Consider the following 20,825-nt stretch of genomic DNA (forward strand, 5'->3'; position numbering starts at 1 on the left):
TTTGCTGACGGTTAAAAGCGGGGGGATTACCCATCCTCGCCATAGTGTCTCTTGAGATGATCAAACGCACATTTGCATACTGCGGTGGTTGCGCCGCCCTGCTTGCAGCTGTCGATGAATTCGATCCGGATCTTGTCAACTTCGCTGCTGCAGCCTGAGCCAGCGATGGCGGTGGCACAGGTCAGCGCAATCATCGTGAACACTCGTATGTTCATGGCTCAGGACCTCCGCATTGTCAGGAAGTAAATCAAACCCAACAACACCATGATGCCGAGTATCTGGCCGATCACGGGAAACACGATGGCTGGCCAGATGAAGGCGCGCCCAAGGTTGTAGGCGAAGCCCTTATAGGCGTACTCGCCCCAGAAATAGCCGTACACGCAGAATGGAACAATGAGCAGGGTGTACAGACCAATTAGATATTTCATTCGGAACTCCTGTCGCGACGCACATTCGATTGCGTCGGCGATGACAACGCCAAAAAGGCACCCGGGCTTCGCCGGTCCATGTTCAACAGGTTGCTTTGCTGCGTCGTATCGCCCCTCCTTGGGTAGTGCGGCTCCCCATACTATAGGGGCTCGAGCTTTAGCGGCGGTCGGTGCCGGAACTTTAGGGGAAGTTTGAAGAAAATTGTTTCCGTTCCAACTGCCACAATGCCCGTGCGGATTGCATGAGCGCTGATACAATCTCGAGCCTGGCATTCACGACATGTAGTGCCGTCAGAGCTGATCGTAGTTCAACCAACAGGGAGAGTTGATGTTCATCATGCTGGAGGCGCGCAGGGATATCGGCGCTGCGAGGAAAGTTCTGGAAGCAACGCTGAAGAAGCAGGCAACCGGCAGCGCACAGCGCACGATCGGTTACCCTGGGGGCAGTCGGCCAGGCGAGACATTGAGCACGTTCGGGGAGTACTGGTTCTGGGCGGGAAAGACCAGCAGGGACGATCCTTCCGCCGACCGCCACCTTCATTGGTTCGGGCTTTGGTCCGAAAACGACGGGGTCAACATCACTGTTGAGATCAATACTGTACCCGCGGGTCGAAACGATCGGATCGGCGGATTCTTCGCCAAGCACTCGGACACTGGGTCCATCTATCTATTCCATTCCGCCCGCATTGGCGGGGGCAGGGCTGGGGTCGGAAAGGAGGCTTTCCTGGCTTGGAGTGATTTGAAGCTGGAAACGGTGCTCGATGCTGAAGGAAAGCATCGCGAAGGCGTTCTGGTTGGTCCTATTGAGGATCCAAGTACCAGCAAGGTTGTGCTGAGCTACGTTGAAAAGGTAGCGGCCTTCAAAGAAGCTGTACGAAATGGCGCCATAGACGAGCCGGAGTTCCAGGCCAAGCTGCAGAAGTTCCGTGATTACTACAAAGAGCCCCATGGCCATGTCACAGGACACCGTGCCAGCGTCATTGATTACGTTTCCCGTCACGGTGAAGTAGTCGATGCGCTCAAAGCATGGCGCGACGAGCAGGGGCTGATCGGTGGGCAGCGCATCGTCAAGAACGTGCTCATCGACCTTGGCGTGATTGAGGACCAAGCTCTTGAGGAAGTTTATGAGGTGAAGACCTCGACGGATCGTAGCTGCGTGTATGGCGGGATCGGGCAATTGATGGTGCATGGCCATCATGAATGCAGACGCGTGCTTGTGTTGCCTGCAGACGGTCCGTTGTTCCAGGGGCTGCCGGAGGCACTGTCGGCGTTGCGGATAGATTTGATCCGCTACAGGGTGGGTAAGGACAATGTCCAGTTGTCCGCAGATTTGCCAACTGAGTAGGAATGAGAAACGTTGGCCCAGGCCGCTGGGTAGGCCTCCAGCACCTGTGCCGCTCTGCACCTGCAAGCAGCATCAGTTCGATGCAGCGGCTTTCCATGTACAGGTACGCAGCTGTATCGCGTGCCTGTACATACTGCGAGGCACGGCGCAGGTCATAGCCTAAGCCTATCCTGCTACCATTGCCGCGCAAACCCAGCCAGCCCACCCAGCGCAGACAGATGCGGGGCCGGCCGTCACACGTACGGCCCAGCGAGCCAGGACACCCTCCCGTGCCCCTTCAAGGAAGCTCGCATGTACCGCAATTCCGTAATCCGCTCGGCCGCTATGGCCTTCGCCATCTCCCTGAGCCTTGGCGCGCCGTCCGCGTTCGCCGCTGACCAGACCACCGCATCCGCCAGCACCACCGCTGTCCAGCGAAAAGCCGTCGCCCAGGGCCTTTATGAGCTGGCCTTCAGCCCCAAGCAGAACGCTGTGTTCGTCGCCTCCTCGGGCGGCTTCGGCGATGCCGCCGGTCCGTCCCAGGTCCTGCGCCTGAACCCGGAAACCCTGGCCGTCGAAACCGCCATCTCGCTGGAGCGCAAGGCCTTCGGCGTGGTGCTGGATGACGCCAACAACCGCCTGTACGTCGGTAACACGGTCGATACCTCGGTCACCGTGGTCGACACTGCCACCAATAAATCGGTCGGCATCGTGCAGCTGATGGAAAAGAAGGTCGGCAAGGATGGCAAGGCGGCCTACACCCACGATCTGCGCGAGCTGGTCGTTGATGGCGCCAACAGCCGCCTGTACGTCACCGGTCACTCGGGTGAGGGCAGCGTCCTGTTCGTGGTGGATACGCAGTCGCTGAAGGTCATCAACACCATTCCGGGCCTGGGCAACGCCAAGGCGCCGGGTCTGGCGCTGGATGCCAAGGCCAAGCGCGTGTACACCTCCAATCTGCTGGCGGAGGTCGTCACCATCGGCACCGACAGCGGCAAGGTCGAGCAGCGCTTCAAGGTCAGTGCCGAGCAGCCGATGAACATCGCGCTGGATCCGGCCGGCAAGCGCCTGTTCGTGACCGACCAGGGCTCGGAGATGATCCGCAAGTATCAGGCCAGCAGCTCGGGCTTCGAATCGAAGCATCCGGGTCAGCGCGTACTGGTGCTGGACCGTACCACCGGCAAGGAGCTGGCCAGCATCCCGACCGACGCCGGTCCGCTGGGCATCCTGCTGGATGCACCGCGCAAGCGTCTGTACGTTACCAATCGCGATGGCGGCACGGTGACGGCGTACAACAGCGACACCTACAAGCAGGTGGCCACGTACGCGGTGCCGACGCACCCGAACAGCCTGGCACTGGATGCCAAGAAGAACGTGCTGTACGTGACCGTCAAGAACGGTGACAGCGAGCCGAAGGGCAGCGAAGAGTCAGTTGCTCGGATTGCGCTGTAAGTCCGTCAAGTCTCAGGCGCGCCGACCATCTCAATGGTGGTCGGCGCGCACGTGCTCTTACCAGCAAAGGCATTAATAGCCTAACGCAATGCCATTCTTCATCCGTCTTCCGGGCAGGCTTTCATTCCGGTTACTTTCGCAATCGGAATTCGGTGGACCGTATCGTCCGGGCTACCGTGTTTGCGTGCCAAGTAGGTGCCTCCCAGGTTGGAAAGAAGGCTTAGGCCTACAGTTTTTGCTTCATCGACCCCGCTCGGGGCAATCAACTTGGCGAAATCGGCGGCGTCGCGTGTCAGCTCCAGCGTGACACATCGATTGCCGCCGGATGCGCTGTCGCGCAGTACCGCTGCGGTCAGCGCCGCTCCACTAGGTGGGAAGGTGAAGGCGATCGATATGGCCACCAGAGCTCCAAAAAAAGCCTGTTTGACGAAGCCGGCATGACTGCTTGTCAATTCAATTATCCTTATAAGCAGCACTTGAAGAATGGCAACTAATATTGTTGCAACAATCAAAATTCCAAATACGATCCATTGATTCATGGAGTCACTAACGAAACGAAGGCTGAGCTGCATCGTGATCAACGCGACCATCATCTGAGCCACGCCCGCTGCCATGTAAAGCGCGATGGAATCAATTGCCATCGTGTCCTTGCTTGGCGTTCGTCTGATACGGTGGATTGTAAAGGCGAAGGTGGAACTTGAGATGGCGATGGCCAATGGGATGACCCATGTATCGGGCAATCCGAAGCTCACAGTGCCGATGAGTGCACCGGCGATCATGAATCCGGGAATCGCCAGGGCGAGGAGCCATTGACGCACCTTTCTACGTCTCGCTCGACGCGCACTTGGAAGCACGCGCACGCGACCATCCGGCTCGCGCACTGCACCTTCGAACATCAATAGTGCAGGGAGTATCGGTAGTGCAGATAGTACGACTACGATGAACGTGATGCGCCCGAGCAACAGTGGAAGCGCTGCAATGATGTCCGATGAAGCTATCTCCAATGGCACACGGCCGATTGTCGCAAAATGATAGAGACCTGTGCTGGGAAGCAGGAAGGCCAAGGCGCCGAGAATGATCGGATGACGCTCGATCCATCTGGCGATCAGCTTTGAATCTTCTCTCCATGTCCCGACCTTCGGGGGAGGCGGAAGCTGTGATCCTTGCATCTAAGTATTTCCCTTTTCTGGATTGAAGAAAATCTAAATGGAATCCAGATGTCTGGCGTCAAACAACATCAAAAAATGAGATCTATCGAATTCAGGTCGTACTTGGCGCGCTCAATCCCGGCGGTCCTCTTGGCCGTTGCTGGCGATTCCCGAGCATAAGCGCTGAGAGGCACCGTGCCCGGGTGGGCATGGTCGACTTCTACGAGACCTCATTCCAACGCAACAACGCGCAGCCGGCACAACGCTCTGTCAACGGTAGCCGTCGTAGTGCAGCAGTCAATGCCGCACGCGATGCCTGGTGCGCGCCAAGGCCATGCAGCAACAGGGTTATGGCCAACCCGCAGCAGGCAGCGCTGGGGGGCCTCGCCGTTGTGCAGCTGGCAGCCTCCGGCGTGATCTCATGACAGTCCATGTACCGGTTCCCAGCGTCGACGATGCCCCATGGCAACTATCGTCGGGCGCCGTCTCAGAAGCTGAGATCGCGCCGCGTCATCCCGTCGTCGTTTCGCTGAACCCATCGGCGGATGTCAGTCAGCCCCGTGCACGTCACGTCAGCAATACCGCGATTTCTTTCACGGCTCACCCAACCCCCGCTCCCTAGGATCGAACTTCATTCCCCATCGCTCCAAGGAGTTCCCATGGCTGCTTCCCGCGTTCGCCTGCACGTTGAAGATTCCGGTGGTACCGGCCGCCCGGTAGTGCTGATCCACGGCTGGCCGCTGTCGGCCGAATCGTGGAAGGCGCAGCTCCCCGCGCTGCGCGAGGCGGGCTACCGCGTGGTGGCCTACGACCGCCGTGGCTTCGGGCGTTCGGACAAGCCGGCCGACGGCTACGAGTACGACACGCTCGCCGATGATCTGGCCGGTGTGCTCGAGGATCTGGATCTGAAGGACGCCACCCTGGTCGGCTTCTCCATGGGCGGTGGTGAAGTGGCGCGCTATGTCGCCAAGCACGGCGAGTCGCGCCTGCACAGCGTGGTGTTCGCCTCGGCGGTGCCGCCCTACATGCTCAAGACCAGCGACAACCCCGAGGGCCCGCTGACCCAGGAAAAGGCCGATGAAATGCGCGAAGGCCTGGAGAAGGACCGCGACACGTTCTTCGATGGCTTCACCAAGGATTTCTTCAGCGCCAACGGCGAGCTCAAGGTCAGCGAGGAAGAGCGCCAGGCCGCCATCAAGCTCTGCCTGCAGTCCGACCAGACCGCCGCGCTGGGCTGCATGAAGGCCTTCGGCACGACCGATTTCCGCGGCGACCTCAAGAAGGTCACGGTGCCGACCCTGGTGCTGCACGGCGACAGCGATGGCACGGTCCCGTTCGAGGGCTCGGGCAAGCGCACCCATGCGGCCATCGCGGGCAGTGAGGTGGTGGTGCTGAAGGACGCGCCGCACGGCTGCAATGCCAGCCATGCCGATGCGTTCAACAAGGCATTGTTGGACTTCCTGAAGAAGTAAGTCGCAGCTCGTTCGCAGATCGCGCCCGGCACGTTGCGATGACGTGTCGGGCGTTCTTGTACGCTGTATCGGCCAAGCGAAAGTGCAGCGATACGCCACACGAGACCACCCATGCGCCAGTCCCAGACACCGCCCTGGAAGAAGCCCAGTCCCAACGGGAAGAAGAAATCGCAGCCGCTCTCCGAGGCGCAGAAGGATGCGGCACGTCAGCGTGCCGAGGAAAACGGGCGACGTTATCCCAATCTGGTCGACAACATGTGGGCGGCCAAACTGCCACGCGGCAGTTGACCAGCCCCTTGCTCAGCGCTTGACCGCGAGCACCCCATCCATTGCCAGCTCGGCCTTGAAGCCTGCCTTTTCGAGCCGCTTGGCGACCTCGCGCGGCACATCGCGGCCGCTGGTCAATTTGTTCGGCGCGCCGGTGTAATGGAACATCCGGCCGCCCTTGCGGATGACGCGCGCGAGCTGGTCGTAGAACACCTGTGAATACAGTTCGCCGGCGATGCCGAAACGCGGCGGATCGTGCAGAATCGCGTCGACCGAGGCGGTCTCCAGCCCTTCGATTTCCTGCGACACGTCACCCTGGCTCAGCGCCAGCCGACCGCCGCTGCTGTCCGCGTCCGGATCGGGCGACCACGGATTGAGCGTGCGCAGCCACAGCACATCCGGATTCTTCTCGAACGAGCGGATGCGGGTGACCCCACCTTCCAGGCAGCACGCCGCGAAGTAGCCCAGGCCGCCGCAGGTATCCAGCACCGTCTTGCCAGCCGGCGCGATCAGCGCGACCTTGCGGCGGGCATCCTCGAACGGGGAGACCTGTGCGCTGGGTAGCATCTTGATGCCGTCGATCTCGAAGGTCGGCGCGTCCCAGTCGGTCGGCACCAGCTTGATCAGCGCCGAGCCGAAGCGCGAGATCGCCAGGAATTCTTCGCCGTCCCAGTAATACAGGGTGCGGTCCTTGGTCTTGCCGGGATAGGCGTAGGTCTCACCCTTCCACTGCCAGTGGTCGGCCGCCAGCGTGGCGGTGCCGGTGGAGCGGCCGAGGTCGAGCGAGCCGGTCCATTCCCCGGTGCCGGCATCGCGGGCGCGGGTCAGGCTCTCGGCGAGCGGGCGGGTCAGCAGGGGGCCGGTGTAATGGGGCACGGGATCTCAGGCCGCGGCGCAGGCGCCAGGCGGTATGTCAGTCAGGGGTGGGCATCGTACCTGAGAAGGTGGAGACGCCGCCTGACTGGACGTCCGCCTTGCATTCCGGTGCCACATCAACCTTCAGTGGGCCGCCAACCAGGTCGGGTCAAGAGGCGACTTGGACGCCCAGTCGGGGTAGCTATCGATAGCGCTTGTTGCCCCCTGACGTTATGCAGTATCGACCTCCCCTCGGCCCAAAGCAGTTGTTGGAAGAGGAGCAGGGGCAACCGCTCCCGGAAGAGAATGATGTCCTTGAGGCACTGGGCGCCGGACCTGCATCCCTTGCGCTGCGAGAGGCGCGCGCGGGCGTCTTGCTAGCGCAACCGGGAGCAGCGCACAGGCGTTCAGACGAGACCCACTTCATCGGCTTCCCGTCGGCTGATATGCGTACCCACGAAGCATCTTGACCATGCACCGTGACGCTGTCCGAGCGTCTGAGTTTTCCCACCACTTTCCCGTTTGGTGACGAACGAACGTTGAGAGCGTCGGCATCAACATATCGCTCTTCCAGGTCGGGTTCGGCAGCGACTGGCAATTGAGAAACTGCAATTGACTGCTGCGGTTCCGAAAGCTGTCGCGGTCCGTCTTCACTCTTGCGGCTGCAAAGCCCGACCAGCACCGCGAAGAACGCAACGACTACGAATCCTGGCCCGTTTCCAGATCGCTTCCTTGTCATTTGACTTCCTCTTCCTTGCCTCGTGGCGTCAAAGTGCCAGCTGCCACCGATGCCACCGTGGACCCGTTCACATGCGGGCCTGTCCAGAACCCTCGTCCTGGGACGAGACCTGCAGTGTGTGCCAGCAACCCGGCGGCTAAAGACGGAACTTGGACGACTGTGTTGTGGACACAATTCTGACCCACTTTCCCGTATGTGGAGGACCATAGCCTGTGTAGTGGGCTGATCGCCACCCGTGGTGAGGCCACCCACACTGGAGCCATGTCCTACGACCACCTCCTCTGGCCTACCGGCACCGCCTACTTCTTCAGCGCGCACCTGCGCGATCGCAGCAGCAGCTTGCTGGTGGAACAGGCGCAGACCCTGCGGCTGGCGTTCCGGGTGGCGCAGCAGGCGCGGCCGTTCCGGATCAACGCGATCGTGGTGCTGCCGGACCATCTGCATGGGGTGTGGACATTGCCGGAGGGCGATGAGGAGGGTCATCGCCGTTGGGCGCAGGTCCAGGCGATCTTCGACCGGCAGTTGCCGATGGTTGATCCGCGGCTGCAGCTGCGGCGGGACCGCAGCCTGCGGCCCCTATGGCACAACGGCTTCCGCGAGCACCGGATCGTTGACGCCGAGGACCTGCAACGGCACGTGGCCTATGTGCACCACAACCCGGTCAAGCACGGGCACGTGAGGGATGCGACGCAATGGCCGTACAGCTCGATCCACCGCGGTCGCCGCGAGCCGGAGGAGCCAGGCTGAGGGTTGGAGATGGGGATGGGGTTCCCGCCTGTGTACGACCGCGGGCGGGGATGTTGGGGATGGGTGTCGCGGACCGGGCCACCGGTGCGGGCGGGCGGTTGCCGCCCGTATCAGTGGCCCGGTGGGCGGGATCCGGAAACCTTGCCCATCATGGGCACTTCACCGGAAACACCGGGCCGGCGCCGATCAGCACCAGCGCCATGTAGTCGCTGTCCTTGGCCTTGCCCTTGAGCGTGGCGCCTGGGTTGAACTTGAAGATGCCGAAGCCGCCACCGGGGCGGACCAGCGCTTTGTTGATCTGGTCGGCATCGTCGCGGAAGAACTGGGCGATCTCGGCGCGGCTGGATTCCTGTAGCGGCGTGGCATCGCGCTGCCATTGCTCATCGCGGTTGAAGGACACGTAGTACTGGCCGCTCTGCTGCTCGATGCGGAGTTCGGCCGGCTTGCGCGCGTGGGTGGCATAGCAGCCGAGCATCGGATCGGAGGAGAACACGCCGGCGCTGTTGTCCTTGCCGCAGCCGGTCAACAGCAGCGGCGACAGGAAGAGCAGGCTGGGCAGTACACGCATGGCAGATCCTTGGCGGCGGGTGTGGGAGCATTGTCCAACACGGCGTGAAAAGATGCCGTCTGCGTGCCCCGTGCCCCGTGCCCCGTCGTCGGCAGGCAATGGTGTACGGTGACGCGATTCTCAGGAGACCCCTCGTGCCGCCAGATTCTCCGCAAGCGCCGCGCCCATCGTCTGTCGCACCCATGTCGGCTCAACGGCTACCGCTGCTTGGCCTGGTCAGCTTCCTCGGCCTTCCCGTCGGGGCGGCCGCCGCGCATATCGCCACCGCCGCCAACCACGGGGTCACCGCCGGCGCCAGCACCACCGGCGTCTCGATCGGCGTACTTGCTTCAGCAGCCGTGGGCCTGATCGCCACGGTCGGCTCGCGCGTCCGTCAGGAGCGCTGGCCGTGGCTGGGCATCGTCGGTGCGGTGCTCAGTGCGGCGCCGCTGGTGCTGTTCCTGGTCGGGATGATGTTCAAGCACTGAGCCGGGCCGTCCGCTCAATGCCGGTGCCGCCGCCAGGCATTCCACACATGCGTGCTGGCCAGCAGCAGGCTGCCGACCACGGTCATCGGGGTCTCGGCGTCGTGGCTCGGCCATCCCATGGCGCCGGCCAGCAGCAACAGGAGTCCGATCGCCGCGCCGGCCATCGCCAGCACGGGCAGGCGATGCTGGCGGTGGGCGCGCCACAACGCGAAGCCGGTCACCGGCACGGCGATGGCCACGAACAGGGCATGCACCCACTCGGCCTGGGCCCACACGCCCATCAGCGGGAGCATCGCCGCGAGCAGCGGCAGGGCCAGGCAGTGCAGCAGGCATAGGCCGGAAAGCGCAATGGCGCCGGCATCCAACAGGGCAGAGGATCGCTTCATGGGGCGTCGGGCCTTGGTCAGTGAATGTTATATAGTAACATTTCATTCCCCTTCCTGACCTGCTCTGCCATGACTGCCTCTGCCTCCTTTGATTCGCGTCTGCCGGTCACCGTGCTGTCCGGCTTCCTGGGCGCCGGCAAGACCACCCTGCTCAATCAGCTGCTGCGCAACCGCGAGGGCCGCCGGGTCGCGGTGATCGTCAACGACATGAGCGAGATCAACGTCGATGCGCAGTTGGTGCGCGAGGGTGGCGCTGCGTTGAGCCGCACCGAGGAGACGCTGGTGGAGTTCAGCAACGGCTGCATCTGCTGCACGCTGCGCGATGACCTGCTGCAGGAGGTGCGCCGGCTCGCGGCGGAGGGGCGCTACGACTACCTGCTGATCGAGTCGACCGGGATCGCCGAGCCGATGCCGGTCGCGGCAACCTTCTCGGTGCGCGATGAGGATGGCTTCAGCCTCAGCGACATCGCGCGGCTGGATACGCTGGTGACGGTGGTCGATGGCGCGCGGTTCCTGCACGACTTCGGCTCAAGTGACCGGCTGACCGACCGCGGCCAGCAGGCCGGTGAGGACGACGACCGCGGTGTCGTGAATCTGCTCGCCGAGCAGATCGAGTTCGCCAACGTGATCGTGGTGAGCAAGTGCGATCTGATCGACGATGACACGCTGCAGTCCACGCTCGCCGTGCTGCGTGCCATGAACCGCGATGCGCGGCTGGTGCTGTCCGAGCAGGGCAATGTGCCGCTGCACGAGGTGCTTGATACCGGCCGCTACGATTTCGTCAAAGCGCAGTTGGCGCCGGGCTGGATGCAGGCGCTGCGTGGCCAGCACACGCCCGAGACCGAGGAGTACGGCATCACCAGCTTCGTCTACCGCTCGCGCCGGCCGTTCCACCCGCAGCGTTTCGCACGGCTGCTGGAGACCGGGCTGGGCAGTGTGATCCGCAGTAAGGGTTTCTTCTGGCTGGCCAACCGCATGGACTGGGTGGGCGAGCTCTCCAGTGTCGGTGCGGCCACGCAGACCTCGGTCGCGGGGGTCTGGTACGCCTCGCGCGAGCGCATGGAGGCGGGCTTGGAGAACACCGTGCCCGAGCTGTCACCCACGCGCGTGCCCTACACGGATATCGGCTGGGCCCGCCAACAGACGGCGTGCTGGACCGCGCCGCTGCCCAGCGTGGAGCAGGTCGGCGATGCCGGTGAGTACCAGGCGATGCGCAGGCTGTGGCATCCGTGGTGGGGCGACCGCCGCCAGGAACTGGCGGTGATCGGCGTGGCGATGGACGAGCACGCGGTGCGTGCCGAGCTGGATGCCTGCCTGCTCAACGATGAAGAACTGCGCGCCGGCCCGCTGTTGTGGCAGTTGTTGCCGGACGCTTTCCCGGCGTGGGCGCGCGCGTAGCCGCCGGCGCTACACCGGCGTCAGCTGCCAGCCCTGATCAGATGCGCGCAGGGTATGGCTCAAGCCGACCGCCTCCAGCAGCGCGGCATCGTGCGAGACGATCATCAACGTGCCGGTGTACTGACCGAGCATCTGCTCCAGCGCGGTCAGCGAGGGCAGGTCGAGGTGATTGCCGGGTTCGTCGAGCAGCAGCAATTGCGGCGGCGTCTGCGCGTACAGCACGGACGCCAGCGCCGCCTTCAGGCGTTCGCCACCGCTGAGCGTGCCCAACGGCCGCAGGCTGCGCTCGGCATCCAGGCCGAGCAGGGCCAACTGCGTGCGCAGCGTACCTTCGTCGGCCAGCGGATGCGCGCGCTGCAGCAGTGACAGCGCCGAGGCATCGCCCGGCAGCATCGTCAGCGACTGATCGAGCAGGGCGACACTGGCCGCCACCTCGACGTGCCCCGACACCGGCGCCAACGTGCCGGCCAGCAACCGCAGCAGCGTGGATTTGCCGCTGCCGTTGCGGCCCTGCACCCCGATCCGCTGGCCGCGCTGCACGGTGAGATCCAGCGTGTTCCAGGGCGCCTGCACCCACGGCAGTTCGGCGGCGACGAGCTCGGCCACGCGCTGGGGGCCCGGCTGGCTGATCACCGGGGCAAGCAGGGCGATCTCGATGTCCTGCTCCACCTCGCCGGCGGCCTCGCGCACGCGCGCGTCCAGTTCGGTACGGCGCTCGTTCCGCTGTGCCTGCCAGCGGCCGGCAGTGTGCTCGCTGCGGTTCTTCATGCCACCGAGCAGGATCGGTGCCTGGTTGGCGGTGCGTGCATCGCGTGTAGCGCGCGCCTGCCGATGCGCCATCTTCTCGCGCTGATCGCGCAGCTCGGTCTGCTGCTGGCGGCGCTCGCGCTTGCGCAGGGCCAGCTGGGCATCCGCGCTGCGCCGCTCCTCCTGCTTCTGCTCGGCGTAGAGATCGTAGTCGCCGCCGTACTGGCGCAGCCCGCTTGGCGACAGTTCGACGATGCGCGCCATGTGGCGCAGCAGTGTGCGGTCGTGGCTGATCACGATCAGGCCGCCGTGCCAGCGCTGCAGCGCCTCGATCAGGCGCTCGCGATGGTCGGCATCAAGATGGTTGCTGGGTTCATCCAGGATCAGCCCCTCGGCACCGGACAGGAACGCACCGGCCAGTGCGACCTGCATCGCTTGGCCACCGCTGAGCGTCGCTGCCGGCTGCAGGGGATCGAGCGCAGGCAGCCCGAGCAGGTGCCACTGTGCCTGCAGCTGCTCGCGTAGATCCCAGCGCTCACCCACGCAGCTGGAAATCGTCGGGATCGACGCTGCCGGCTTCGATGCGGAGCAGGGCATCGAGCACCGCACCGACCCCGGCCAGGTCGGCGATGCGGCCCTCGGGTACGCCGCTGTGCTGGGTGAGCAGGTGCACCGGCCCACTGCGCGGGATGCGGCCGGAGGTGGGCGCGAGATCGCCGCTGAGCAAGCGTGCGAGCACGCTTTTGCCCACGCCGTTGCGCCCGACCAGACCGGTCGGGGTGCCGTCGAACGCGGCGGACAGTTCGGAAAACAGGACCCGGCCGTCGGGCAGGGTATGCGTCACGCGGTCGAGCGTGAGAGCGAATGCGGTCATGCGACCTCCATTGGATGCCAAGGACTCCCCTCCTGCGGAACAGGTGGGTGGAGACGGGCCGTCAGACGACGGCGGCATCAATGGCGCATGTAGGCTTACCTCGGCAACAAAGGCGGCTGGCTGCCGCGCGGCCAGTATAGAACCGCGCGGCGGCGGGCCGATGAACGCGGCCTGCTCAGCAGCTGCTCAGCAGCTCACGCCGGTCAGCCGCGCGCTGATGAAATCGATGAAGACCCGCAGCTTGGGCAGCACATGGCGGCCGGAGGGCCACAGCAGGTAGAAGGTGCCGCAGGCATGGATGCGGTCGGCCATGACCCGTTGCAGGCGGCCGTCGGCCAGGGCCTCGCGCACCGAGTGCTCGGGGATATAGGCGATGCCGCGCCCGGCCAGCGCGAAGGCCAGCCGCGCTTCGATGGTGTTGCTGACCATCGAGACCGGCAGTGCGAGCGGCGCGGCGCCCGGCATCTGCGGCAGCGGCCACGGCTCCAGCTTGCCGCTGCTGGGGAAGCGGTAGTGCAGGCAGTCGTGGTGCAGCAGGTCCTCGGGCACACGTGGCGTACCGCGCCGGGCCAGATAGTCCGGCGAGGCCACCAGGTAGCGCGGAAACACGCCGAGTTGCCGGGCACTCAGACGCGAGTCGGTGGGCTCGCTGACCCGCAAAACGGCGTCGAAACCCTCCTCGATCACATCCACCAGCCGGTCATCGAAATCCAGCTCCAGGCGGATGCCGGGATAAGCCGCCATGAACTCGGTGAGCAGCGGCAGCGAGATGTCGCCGACCAGCGGCAGGCTGACCCGCAGCACCCCCGTGGGTGCCTCGGTCTGCTGGACCAGCTCGTCACGGGCGGCGTCACGCTCATCCAGGATGCGCCGGCATCGGACCAGGAAGCGCTCTCCCTCGGCGGTGAGGGTGATGCTGCGGGTGCTGCGGTGGAACAGCCGCACGCCGAGTGCCTGTTCCAGCCGCGACACGGTCTTGCCGGCGGCCGAGGCGGAGATGCCGAGCATGCGGCCGGTCTCGACGAAGCTGCGGGTGTCGGCGACCTGCACGAAGGTCTGCAGGTTGCCGAGGTTGTCCAAGGCTGACATGGGTGGGGGCATGGGGAGGAAAGCGGGCACTGTAACCGTCGGCAGGGCCTGCGGGGCGGGAGGTGCAGCCATCGGCCCGCAACACTGCGGTGCGCCAGGCGCCGGTTGGGGTGAAAGACCTTGCGGGGAGGGCGCTTCACCGATTGCGGCCCTGCAGGTCCGGAATGTGCGGAACGCCAACCGGCTGTTTCGGCAGGCGCTCGCGGCCTACGGTGGCGCTCCCTCACCTCCCGGCGCCGCCATGTCCTCCTTCCCTGACCTCCGCGACCCCACGCGCCCGCTGGATGCGGCCCCCACCCGGGTGCACCCATGAGCGGTCACGCGGTCGATACCAGCGCCGTGCCCCTGCCCAACGCGGCCACCCGATTGCCTTTCGGTGGTCTGCTGGCGCTGGCCTGCGCGGGCTTCATCACCATCCTCACCGAGGCATTGCCGGCGGGCCTGCTGTCACCGATGAGCGCCGATCTGGGCGTCAGCCGCGCGCTCGTCGGGCAGCTGGTCACCATCTACGCCCTGGGCTCGCTGGTTGCCGCACTGCCGATGACCGCATTGACGCGGCGCTGGCCACGCCGCCCGCTGCTGCTCACCGCGATCGCCGGTTTCGTGGTGGTCAATACCATCACCGCGATGACACATCACTACGGCCTGATGCTGGTCGCACGCTTCTGCGCCGGCATCAGCGCGGGCCTGCTGTGGTCGCTGGTGGCGGGGTACGCCAGCCGCATGGTGGTGCCGCAGCTGCAGGGCCGGGCGATCGCGGTGGCGATGGTCGGCACGCCGCTGGCACTGTCGCTGGGCATCCCCGCCGGTACGCTGCTCGGCCAGACCATCGGCTGGCGCTGGGCGTTCGGGTTGATGTCGCTGCTCAGCGTGGGCCTGCTGGTGTGGGCGCGGCTGGCGCTGCCGTCGTTGCCGGCCCCGGGCGCAGCGGCCCAGCAGCCGTTGGGCAACGTGCTGCGCCTGCGCGGCATGCGCACCGCGCTGATGACGATGTTCCTCTACGTGTTGGCGCACAACGTGCTCTACACCTACATCGAGCCGTTTGCGTCGCTGTCCGGCGCGGCGGCGTGGCTGGATCGCCTGTTGCTGGTGTTCGGGGTGGCCGCGCTGGTCGGCATCTGGATCACCGGACTGCTGGTGGATCGCTGGCTGCGCGCGCTGGTGATCGCAAGCACCGTGGCCTTCGCACTCTCGGCAGTGGCGTTCGGCCTGTGGCCCGGCTCGCCGTGGGTACTGGTGATCGGGACAGTGGTGTGGGGCATATCCTTCGGTGGCGTTCCCACGCTGTTCCAGACCGCGGTGGCGCGCCGTGCGGACGAGGCCGGGGACATCGCGCAGTCCTTCGTGGTGACCGGCTGGAACCTGGCCATCGCGCTGGCGGGCATCCTCGGCGGCGTGATGCTGGAAACCGTCGGCGAACGCTGGCTGCCAGCGGTCCTGCTGGTACTGCTGCTGGCCACGTTGATGGTGGTGTTGCGCCAGCCGCGCGCCTGGGCACCGATCACGCACTGAGCCCAGCCGCCGCACCCGGCAAGATGGAGCGTGATGCCCGGCGCTATGCTGGGGCCAGGTATCGCGATGGGAGCAGCGGGTGCGCAAGGGAGTTCTTCGAAGTGCTGTGCTGGCCCTGTTGTGCCTGGCCGGCATCGCCCACGCGGCGGCGCCGGAGCGGCGCATCGCGCTGACCATCGACGATCTGCCCTGGCAGCGCCTGGACGAACGCGCCGAGCCCGAGCTTGCCGCCCGGCATGCGCAGCTGATCGCGGCCCTGAAGCGGGCCGACGTGCCGGTGGTGGGCTTCGTCAACGAGGTCAAGCTGGAGGTGGACGGGCAGGTGCAACCGGCGCGGGTGCAGATGCTGCGCGACTGGCGCGATGCCGGCGTTGAGCTGGGCAACCACACCTACGGGCATGTCGACCTGCATGCGATCGGGCTGGCCGCCTACGAGCAGGACATCCTGCGCGGCGAGGCGACGCTGCGTCCGTTGCTGGCCGAGACCGGGCAGGCGCCGCGCTGGTTCCGGCATCCGTACCTGCGTGCCGGGCAGTCGCCGCACGAACGCGCGGCGCTCGGGGAGTTCCTGCAGCAGCACGGGTATCGGGTTGCACCGGTCACGGTCGACAACAGCGAGTGGATCTGGGCGTTCGCCTACGATCATGTGCGCGATACCGACACCGATCCTGTCTCGCGCGAGGCGCGCCTGCGCCAGCTGCGCCGTGGCTACGTGCCGTACATGCTCAAGAAACTGGACTACTACGAGCAGCAGGGCCAGCAGCTGCTGGGCCGGCTGCCGGCGCAGGTGTGGCTGATCCATGCCAACGCGCTCAGTGCCGACTGCGTGGAGGAGCTGGTCGCGGCCACGCGCCGGCGGGGCTATCGCTTCATCTCGCTGGAGGCCGCCTTGCAGGATCCGGCCTATCAGCATCCCGATGGCTACAACGGCGCCGGTGGCATCAGCTGGATCCAGCGCTGGGCGATGGCGGAAAACAAACCGAAGGCCTTCTACGCAGGCGAGCCGCCGGTGCCGGCATGGGTGATGACGCTGGCCGGGCTCGAGCGGGAATGATGCGCCGGCTCAGGCCACGGTGTCGCTGTTGGGGTTCTGCATGTTTTCGGGTGCCTGGCCGTACTGCTGCTTGCGCTGCTGGTGGAAGGCCATGAACTCGGCCGGGGCCAGCGCCTTGGAGAACAGCCAGCCCTGCCCGAACTCCACCTGGCGCGCCTGCAGATAGGCCAGCTGCGCCGGGGTTTCCACGCCTTCGGCCACGGTGAACAGGCCCAGGGTCTTGGCCATGTCGATGATGTGCGAGGTGACCGGGCTGGTCGCGCTGTCAGTGCCGATCGCATCGATGAAGGATTTGTCGATCTTCAACGCATCCAGCGGCAGCTGCTGCAGGTACTGCAGGCTGGAGTAACCGACACCGAAATCATCGATCGCCACGCAGTGCCCCAGCCGCCGCGCATTGGCCAGGCTGGTGCGGGCGCGGCGGACGTCGATGAAGCCACGCTCGGTGGCCTCCAGCCAGATCTGCTGCGGGTGGATGCCGGTGCCGTGCAGCTTGCTGGAGAGCACCTTCAGCGCCCGGCCGCTGCTGACATCCTCGGCGGCCAGGTTGATCGCGATGTGGGCGGTGCGGTCCTGCACCAGCAGCTCGCGCATGTCGGTGATCACATGGTCGATGACCTGGTCGGTCAGCGCTTCGATCAGGCCGGCCTCTTCGGCCAGCGGAATGAACAGGTCCGGACGCACCAGCGTGCCGTCGGCACGCCGCCAGCGCACCAGCGATTCGGCGCCCACGCAGATGCCGGTGTCCAGTTCGATGATGGGCTGGTAGTGCATGAAGAACTCACGCCGGCGCACCGCCGTGGCCAGCTCGCCCCGCAGCGACAGCCGCCGCCGCGACAGCCACACTACGCCGCCGATCATCGCCAGCGCGCCGAGCACGCCCAACGGGATGAACTGCCCGATCTGGTGGCGGAACGCGGCAACCAGATCGGTCCGCGGCGCCATGGCGATCGCCAGCCACTCCTGGTCCTGCGCGCTGGCGTACAGCGTCTGGCCTTCCAGGCCGCTGGCCGGTTCACGCAGCAGGCGCTGCAGCAAGGCCTCGTCGGGGATGTCCTGCTGGGCGATCAGGCGCCCATCGGGGCTGGCCACCGCCAGGCGCACGTTCGGGTCGACGATCACGTCGACCAGCCGGGCCGGGTCCATGAGGATGTCGTAGCGTCCCAGTTGCAGGGCCAGCAGCGGTTGCTGGGGAGTGCCTGCCAGCGGCCGCACGTCCAGGGTGATGCCCGCGCCTTCGGCGGTGACATAGGCCGGCGGGCGCTGGATGATCTGCGCGTCCATCGGGCCCCAGGACGTGCAGGCCAGCCGGCCGTTCTCGAAATAGCCCACCTGTTCGGCCGAGTGGGTGCGTATCACCAGGCTGCGCATCAGCTGCAGGTGCTCGGGCGAGCACGGTGCCAACGTGCTCTGGTTGAGCTCGCGCAGGGTGGCCAGCGCCGTCTCGTAGGCGCGGTGCGCGCGCTGCAGGGTGCGCTCGGCGGTGGTCTGCAGCCGCACCTGCTCGGATTCGCTGGCGCGGCTCCAGGTGAAATAGAACACGGTGGCGATCGGCACCAGGGCGCCGAGCAGGGCAAGCACTACGGTGGCGGCAATGATCCTGGCGCGGTTCAAGCAGACCTCGATGCCCTGGCGGAGCCCTATATGACCATCAGCGGGCAGGGATTGGAACCATCCGGCCGGTGCGCCATCGCCCTGCCGGCATCACGCGCGGTGGAGCGAGGTGAATCCGTCACATCATCGCCCCGGGCAGTGCCCGGCCACGGCCCCCGCGAACGGCCCGATGGCGACTGGCGCAACGCCTCGCGGAGGTCTATGTACGGACGCTTCGCCCCTGCCGACGCTGCCCCATGACCGATCCTGCCGTCCCGCCGGAACACCTCCGGCGCAGCCTCTCCAACCGCCACCTGCAGCTGATCGCCATCGGCGGTGCCATCGGCACCGGTCTGTTCATGGGCTCGGGCAAGACCATCAGCCTGGCCGGCCCGTCCATCGTGCTGGTGTACCTGATCATCGGCGCGATGCTGTTCTTCGTCATGCGCGCGATGGGCGAGCTGCTCCTTTCCAACCTGCAGTACAAATCCTTCATCGACTTCTCCACCGACCTGCTCGGGCCGTGGGCCGGGTTCTTCTGCGGGTGGACGTACTGGTTCTGCTGGATCATCACCGCCATCGCCGATGTGATCGCCATCGCCGCGTATGCGCAGTTCTGGTTCCCCGAGCTGGCACCGTGGATACCGGCGCTGCTGTGCGTGATCCTGCTGCTCAGCCTCAACCTGGTCACGGTGAAGCTGTTCGGTGAAATGGAATTCTGGTTCGCGCTGATCAAGATCATCGCCATCTGCGCGCTGATCATCACCGGCTTCGGGCTGGTCGCCTGGGGATTCACCGCCCCCTCCGGGCACGTGGCGTCGTTCTCCAACCTGTGGAACGACGGTGGCGTGTTCCCGATGGGCATGGCCGGTTTCTTCGCCGGCTTCCAGATCGCGGTGTTCGCCTTCGTCGGCATCGAACTGGTCGGTACCACCGCGGCCGAAACCGCTGATCCGGAGCGCAACCTGCCCAAGGCGATCAACTCGATCCCGGTGCGCATCCTGGTGTTCTACGTGCTGGCGCTGATCGCGATCATGGCCGTCACCCCATGGCGTGAGGTGGTGCCCGGCAAGAGCCCCTTCGTGGAACTGTTCGTGCTGGCCGGCATTCCCGCCGCGGCCAGCCTGATCAACTTCGTGGTGCTGACCTCGGCCACGTCGTCGGCCAACAGCGGCATCTTCTCAACCAGCCGGATGATGTATGGCCTGGCCGAAGAGGGGCACGCACCGAGCGCGTTCCGGCGCCTGTCGCGCGCGGCGGTGCCGGCGCTGGGGCTGGTGTTCTCCTGCGTGTGCCTATTGCTGGGCGCCATGCTGATCTATCTGATCCCGAACCTGGTGACCGCGTTCACCCTGGTCACCACGCTGGCCGCGGTGTTGTTCATGTTCGTGTGGTCGTTGATCCTGTGCTCGTACATCGTCTACCGCCGCAAGCGCCCGCACCTGCACGCCGCCTCGGCGTTCAAGATGCCCGGTGGCGTGCTGATGTGCGGGGTGTGCCTGGCCTTCTTCGCCTTCGTGCTGGTGCTGCTGACCCTGCAGCCGGACACGCTGTACGCGCTGGCGATCAGCCCGCTGTGGTTCGCCCTGCTCGGCCTGGGCTACGCCGGCAAGCGGCTGCTGGCCCGCCGCCACTGAGTCAGCGCCGGGCCTGCCAGCGCGGCAGGCCCGGTATTCACCTTCGGTTCGCGCCCCCGGCCGGATGATCGCGCCGCACCCTTCCGTGCCCCGATCCGAGCCCGATGAATCCGACCCTGCCTGCCGCGTTGGCCCTGTTGTCGTTGCTGCTGCCTGGCCTGGCATCGGCGCGCACGGTCTATCGCTGCGTGCAGAGCAACACGGTCAGTCTGGCCACGGCACCCGAGCCCGGCTCCAGGTGCACCCCGCAGCAGATCGACGACAACGCCGTGCAGACCCCCAACCTGTGGGGCAACATGGGCGTCTTCAGCGGCACCCTGTACGAACGTGAGCAGGACGGTGCACTGGTCTACTCGACCCGCAACCTGCCGGGCTCGCGCGTGTTCCTGAAGTTCACCGTGGCCACCCCACCGGGCGAACCGGCGCACGAAGGGCTGGGCAAGGTCGGCACGCCGCAGTTGAACCGACATGCCAAGCAGTTCAAGGCGGCGGCCAAGGCCACCGGCGTGGACGATGCCTGGCTGCGTGCGATCGCCCATGCCGAAAGCGGTTTCGATGCCGGCGCGATCTCACCCAAGGGCGCGCAGGGCGTGATGCAGCTGATGCCCGATACCGCCACCGAATACGGCGTGGCCGATCCGCTCTCGGCCGAGCAGTCGATCAGCGGGGGCGCGCGCTACATGAAGGCGTTGTTGCGCCGGTACAAAGGCGACCGCGTGCTGGCGGCCGCCGCGTACAACGCCGGGATCGGTGCGGTGACCCGCTACAAGGGCGTGCCGCCGTATGCGGAAACGCTGGCCTACGTGGAGAAGGTCAGCGCGCTGTATGTGCGCTATCGCGAAGCGATGGGGTTCAAGGTGGAGACGCCGGCGAAGTAGGCGCTGCTCCGGGGCGAAACGTCACGCGCTGTACCGCGCATGGGTCGCCACGCGGCCCAGCGTGTTCACCGCCGCCTTGACCTCGGCACGCTGCGTGGGCGGCTGCCAGCGCGCGTGGACCATCAGCGCTCGCAGCGTGCAGGGTTTGCAGGCACGCCACGAGCGGCTAAGGTCGTGTCCCGAACAGCAG

The 20,825-nt window shown here is 65.6% G+C and carries 18 protein-coding genes and 1 pseudogene; 11 read left to right on the top strand and 8 right to left on the bottom strand.

Annotation, left to right across the window (positions count from 1 at the left end):
- Positions 1-218 precede the first annotated feature (218 nt).
- On the bottom strand, positions 219-428 hold the full coding sequence (locus HMPREF3113_RS07250) for a hypothetical protein (protein WP_070471615.1): 210 nt from the start codon (positions 426-428) through the stop codon (positions 219-221).
- 328 nt (positions 429-756) lie between these two features.
- On the opposite strand from HMPREF3113_RS07250, the gene HMPREF3113_RS07255 reads away from it, so the two are divergent.
- Positions 757-1,773 (top strand): hypothetical protein, encoded by a 1,017-nt coding sequence (locus HMPREF3113_RS07255; protein ID WP_070471616.1) that lies wholly within the window; start codon positions 757-759, stop codon positions 1,771-1,773.
- 291 nt (positions 1,774-2,064) lie between these two features.
- A complete protein-coding gene (locus tag HMPREF3113_RS07260; RefSeq protein WP_070471617.1) occupies positions 2,065-3,204 on the top strand; it encodes a YncE family protein in 1,140 nt (379 codons plus the stop codon).
- Positions 3,205-3,302: 98 nt separating this feature from the next.
- Here HMPREF3113_RS07260 and HMPREF3113_RS18585 read toward each other — a convergent pair whose 3' ends face one another.
- Positions 3,303-4,373, bottom strand: a complete 1,071-nt coding sequence (locus HMPREF3113_RS18585) for a hypothetical protein (RefSeq protein WP_139146313.1) — start codon at positions 4,371-4,373, stop codon at positions 3,303-3,305.
- 638 nt (positions 4,374-5,011) lie between these two features.
- Between HMPREF3113_RS18585 and HMPREF3113_RS07270 the strand changes: the two genes are divergently transcribed.
- On the top strand, positions 5,012-5,824 hold the full coding sequence (locus HMPREF3113_RS07270) for an alpha/beta fold hydrolase (RefSeq protein WP_070471619.1): 813 nt from the start codon (positions 5,012-5,014) through the stop codon (positions 5,822-5,824).
- Positions 5,825-5,935: 111 nt separating this feature from the next.
- Positions 5,936-6,112 (top strand): hypothetical protein, encoded by a 177-nt coding sequence (locus HMPREF3113_RS18765; protein WP_019185714.1) that lies wholly within the window; start codon positions 5,936-5,938, stop codon positions 6,110-6,112.
- Between the two features lie 12 nt (positions 6,113-6,124).
- On the opposite strand, the gene HMPREF3113_RS07275 is transcribed toward HMPREF3113_RS18765, so the two are convergent.
- The gene (locus HMPREF3113_RS07275; RefSeq protein ID WP_070471620.1) at positions 6,125-6,967 is read right to left on the bottom strand and encodes a class I SAM-dependent methyltransferase; all 843 of its coding nucleotides are present in this window, start codon (positions 6,965-6,967) and stop codon (positions 6,125-6,127) included.
- A gap of 979 nt (positions 6,968-7,946) precedes the next feature.
- Here HMPREF3113_RS07275 and HMPREF3113_RS07280 point away from each other — a divergent pair.
- Positions 7,947-8,432, top strand: a complete 486-nt coding sequence (locus tag HMPREF3113_RS07280; RefSeq protein ID WP_019185716.1) for an REP-associated tyrosine transposase — start codon at positions 7,947-7,949, stop codon at positions 8,430-8,432.
- A 148-nt stretch (positions 8,433-8,580) separates the two neighbouring features.
- Here the strand turns inward: HMPREF3113_RS07280 and HMPREF3113_RS07285 are convergent, their stop codons facing one another.
- Positions 8,581-9,000: a hypothetical protein gene (locus HMPREF3113_RS07285; protein WP_070471621.1), complete on the bottom strand. Its 420-nt coding sequence runs from the start codon at positions 8,998-9,000 to the stop codon at positions 8,581-8,583.
- Between the two features lie 182 nt (positions 9,001-9,182).
- Between HMPREF3113_RS07285 and HMPREF3113_RS07290 the strand changes: the two genes are divergently transcribed.
- On the top strand, positions 9,183-9,467 hold the full coding sequence (locus tag HMPREF3113_RS07290) for a hypothetical protein (protein ID WP_070426514.1): 285 nt from the start codon (positions 9,183-9,185) through the stop codon (positions 9,465-9,467).
- A 14-nt stretch (positions 9,468-9,481) separates the two neighbouring features.
- Here the strand turns inward: HMPREF3113_RS07290 and HMPREF3113_RS07295 are convergent, their stop codons facing one another.
- On the bottom strand, positions 9,482-9,853 hold the full coding sequence (locus HMPREF3113_RS07295; RefSeq protein WP_070471622.1) for a MerC domain-containing protein: 372 nt from the start codon (positions 9,851-9,853) through the stop codon (positions 9,482-9,484).
- A gap of 69 nt (positions 9,854-9,922) precedes the next feature.
- Between HMPREF3113_RS07295 and HMPREF3113_RS07300 the strand changes: the two genes are divergently transcribed.
- A complete protein-coding gene (locus tag HMPREF3113_RS07300) occupies positions 9,923-11,251 on the top strand; it encodes a GTP-binding protein (protein ID WP_070471623.1) in 1,329 nt (442 codons plus the stop codon).
- A 9-nt stretch (positions 11,252-11,260) separates the two neighbouring features.
- Here the strand turns inward: HMPREF3113_RS07300 and HMPREF3113_RS07305 are convergent.
- Together HMPREF3113_RS07305 and HMPREF3113_RS07310 are read right to left on the bottom strand one after the other, a co-directional pair.
- Positions 11,261-12,872, bottom strand: a pseudogene (locus HMPREF3113_RS07305) (ABC-F family ATP-binding cassette domain-containing protein).
- A gap of 186 nt (positions 12,873-13,058) precedes the next feature.
- The gene (locus HMPREF3113_RS07310) at positions 13,059-13,961 is read right to left on the bottom strand and encodes a LysR family transcriptional regulator (protein ID WP_070471624.1); all 903 of its coding nucleotides are present in this window, start codon (positions 13,959-13,961) and stop codon (positions 13,059-13,061) included.
- Positions 13,962-14,270: 309 nt separating this feature from the next.
- On the opposite strand from HMPREF3113_RS07310, the gene HMPREF3113_RS07315 reads away from it, so the two are divergent.
- Together HMPREF3113_RS07315 and HMPREF3113_RS07320 are read left to right on the top strand one after the other, a co-directional pair.
- On the top strand, positions 14,271-15,473 hold the full coding sequence (locus HMPREF3113_RS07315; RefSeq protein WP_070471625.1) for an MFS transporter: 1,203 nt from the start codon (positions 14,271-14,273) through the stop codon (positions 15,471-15,473).
- Positions 15,474-15,579: 106 nt separating this feature from the next.
- Positions 15,580-16,527, top strand: coding sequence for a polysaccharide deacetylase family protein (locus HMPREF3113_RS07320; protein WP_083298744.1), 948 nt, complete (start codon positions 15,580-15,582; stop codon positions 16,525-16,527).
- A 9-nt stretch (positions 16,528-16,536) separates the two neighbouring features.
- Here HMPREF3113_RS07320 and HMPREF3113_RS07325 read toward each other — a convergent pair whose 3' ends face one another.
- Complete coding sequence (locus HMPREF3113_RS07325) at positions 16,537-18,141, bottom strand: EAL domain-containing protein (protein WP_046272892.1); 1,605 nt, start codon at positions 18,139-18,141, stop codon at positions 16,537-16,539.
- 236 nt (positions 18,142-18,377) lie between these two features.
- Here HMPREF3113_RS07325 and cycA point away from each other — a divergent pair, with 236 nt between their 5' ends.
- Positions 18,378-19,757, top strand: coding sequence for a D-serine/D-alanine/glycine transporter (gene cycA / locus HMPREF3113_RS07330; RefSeq protein ID WP_046272893.1), 1,380 nt, complete (start codon positions 18,378-18,380; stop codon positions 19,755-19,757).
- 104 nt (positions 19,758-19,861) lie between these two features.
- Positions 19,862-20,635 (top strand): lytic transglycosylase domain-containing protein, encoded by a 774-nt coding sequence (locus HMPREF3113_RS07335; protein WP_070426523.1) that lies wholly within the window; start codon positions 19,862-19,864, stop codon positions 20,633-20,635.
- Positions 20,636-20,825 lie beyond the last annotated feature (190 nt).

The sequence above is a fragment of the Stenotrophomonas sp. HMSC10F06 genome (assembly GCF_001807865.1).
Taxonomy (GTDB): Bacteria; Pseudomonadota; Gammaproteobacteria; order Xanthomonadales; family Xanthomonadaceae; genus Stenotrophomonas; species Stenotrophomonas bentonitica_A.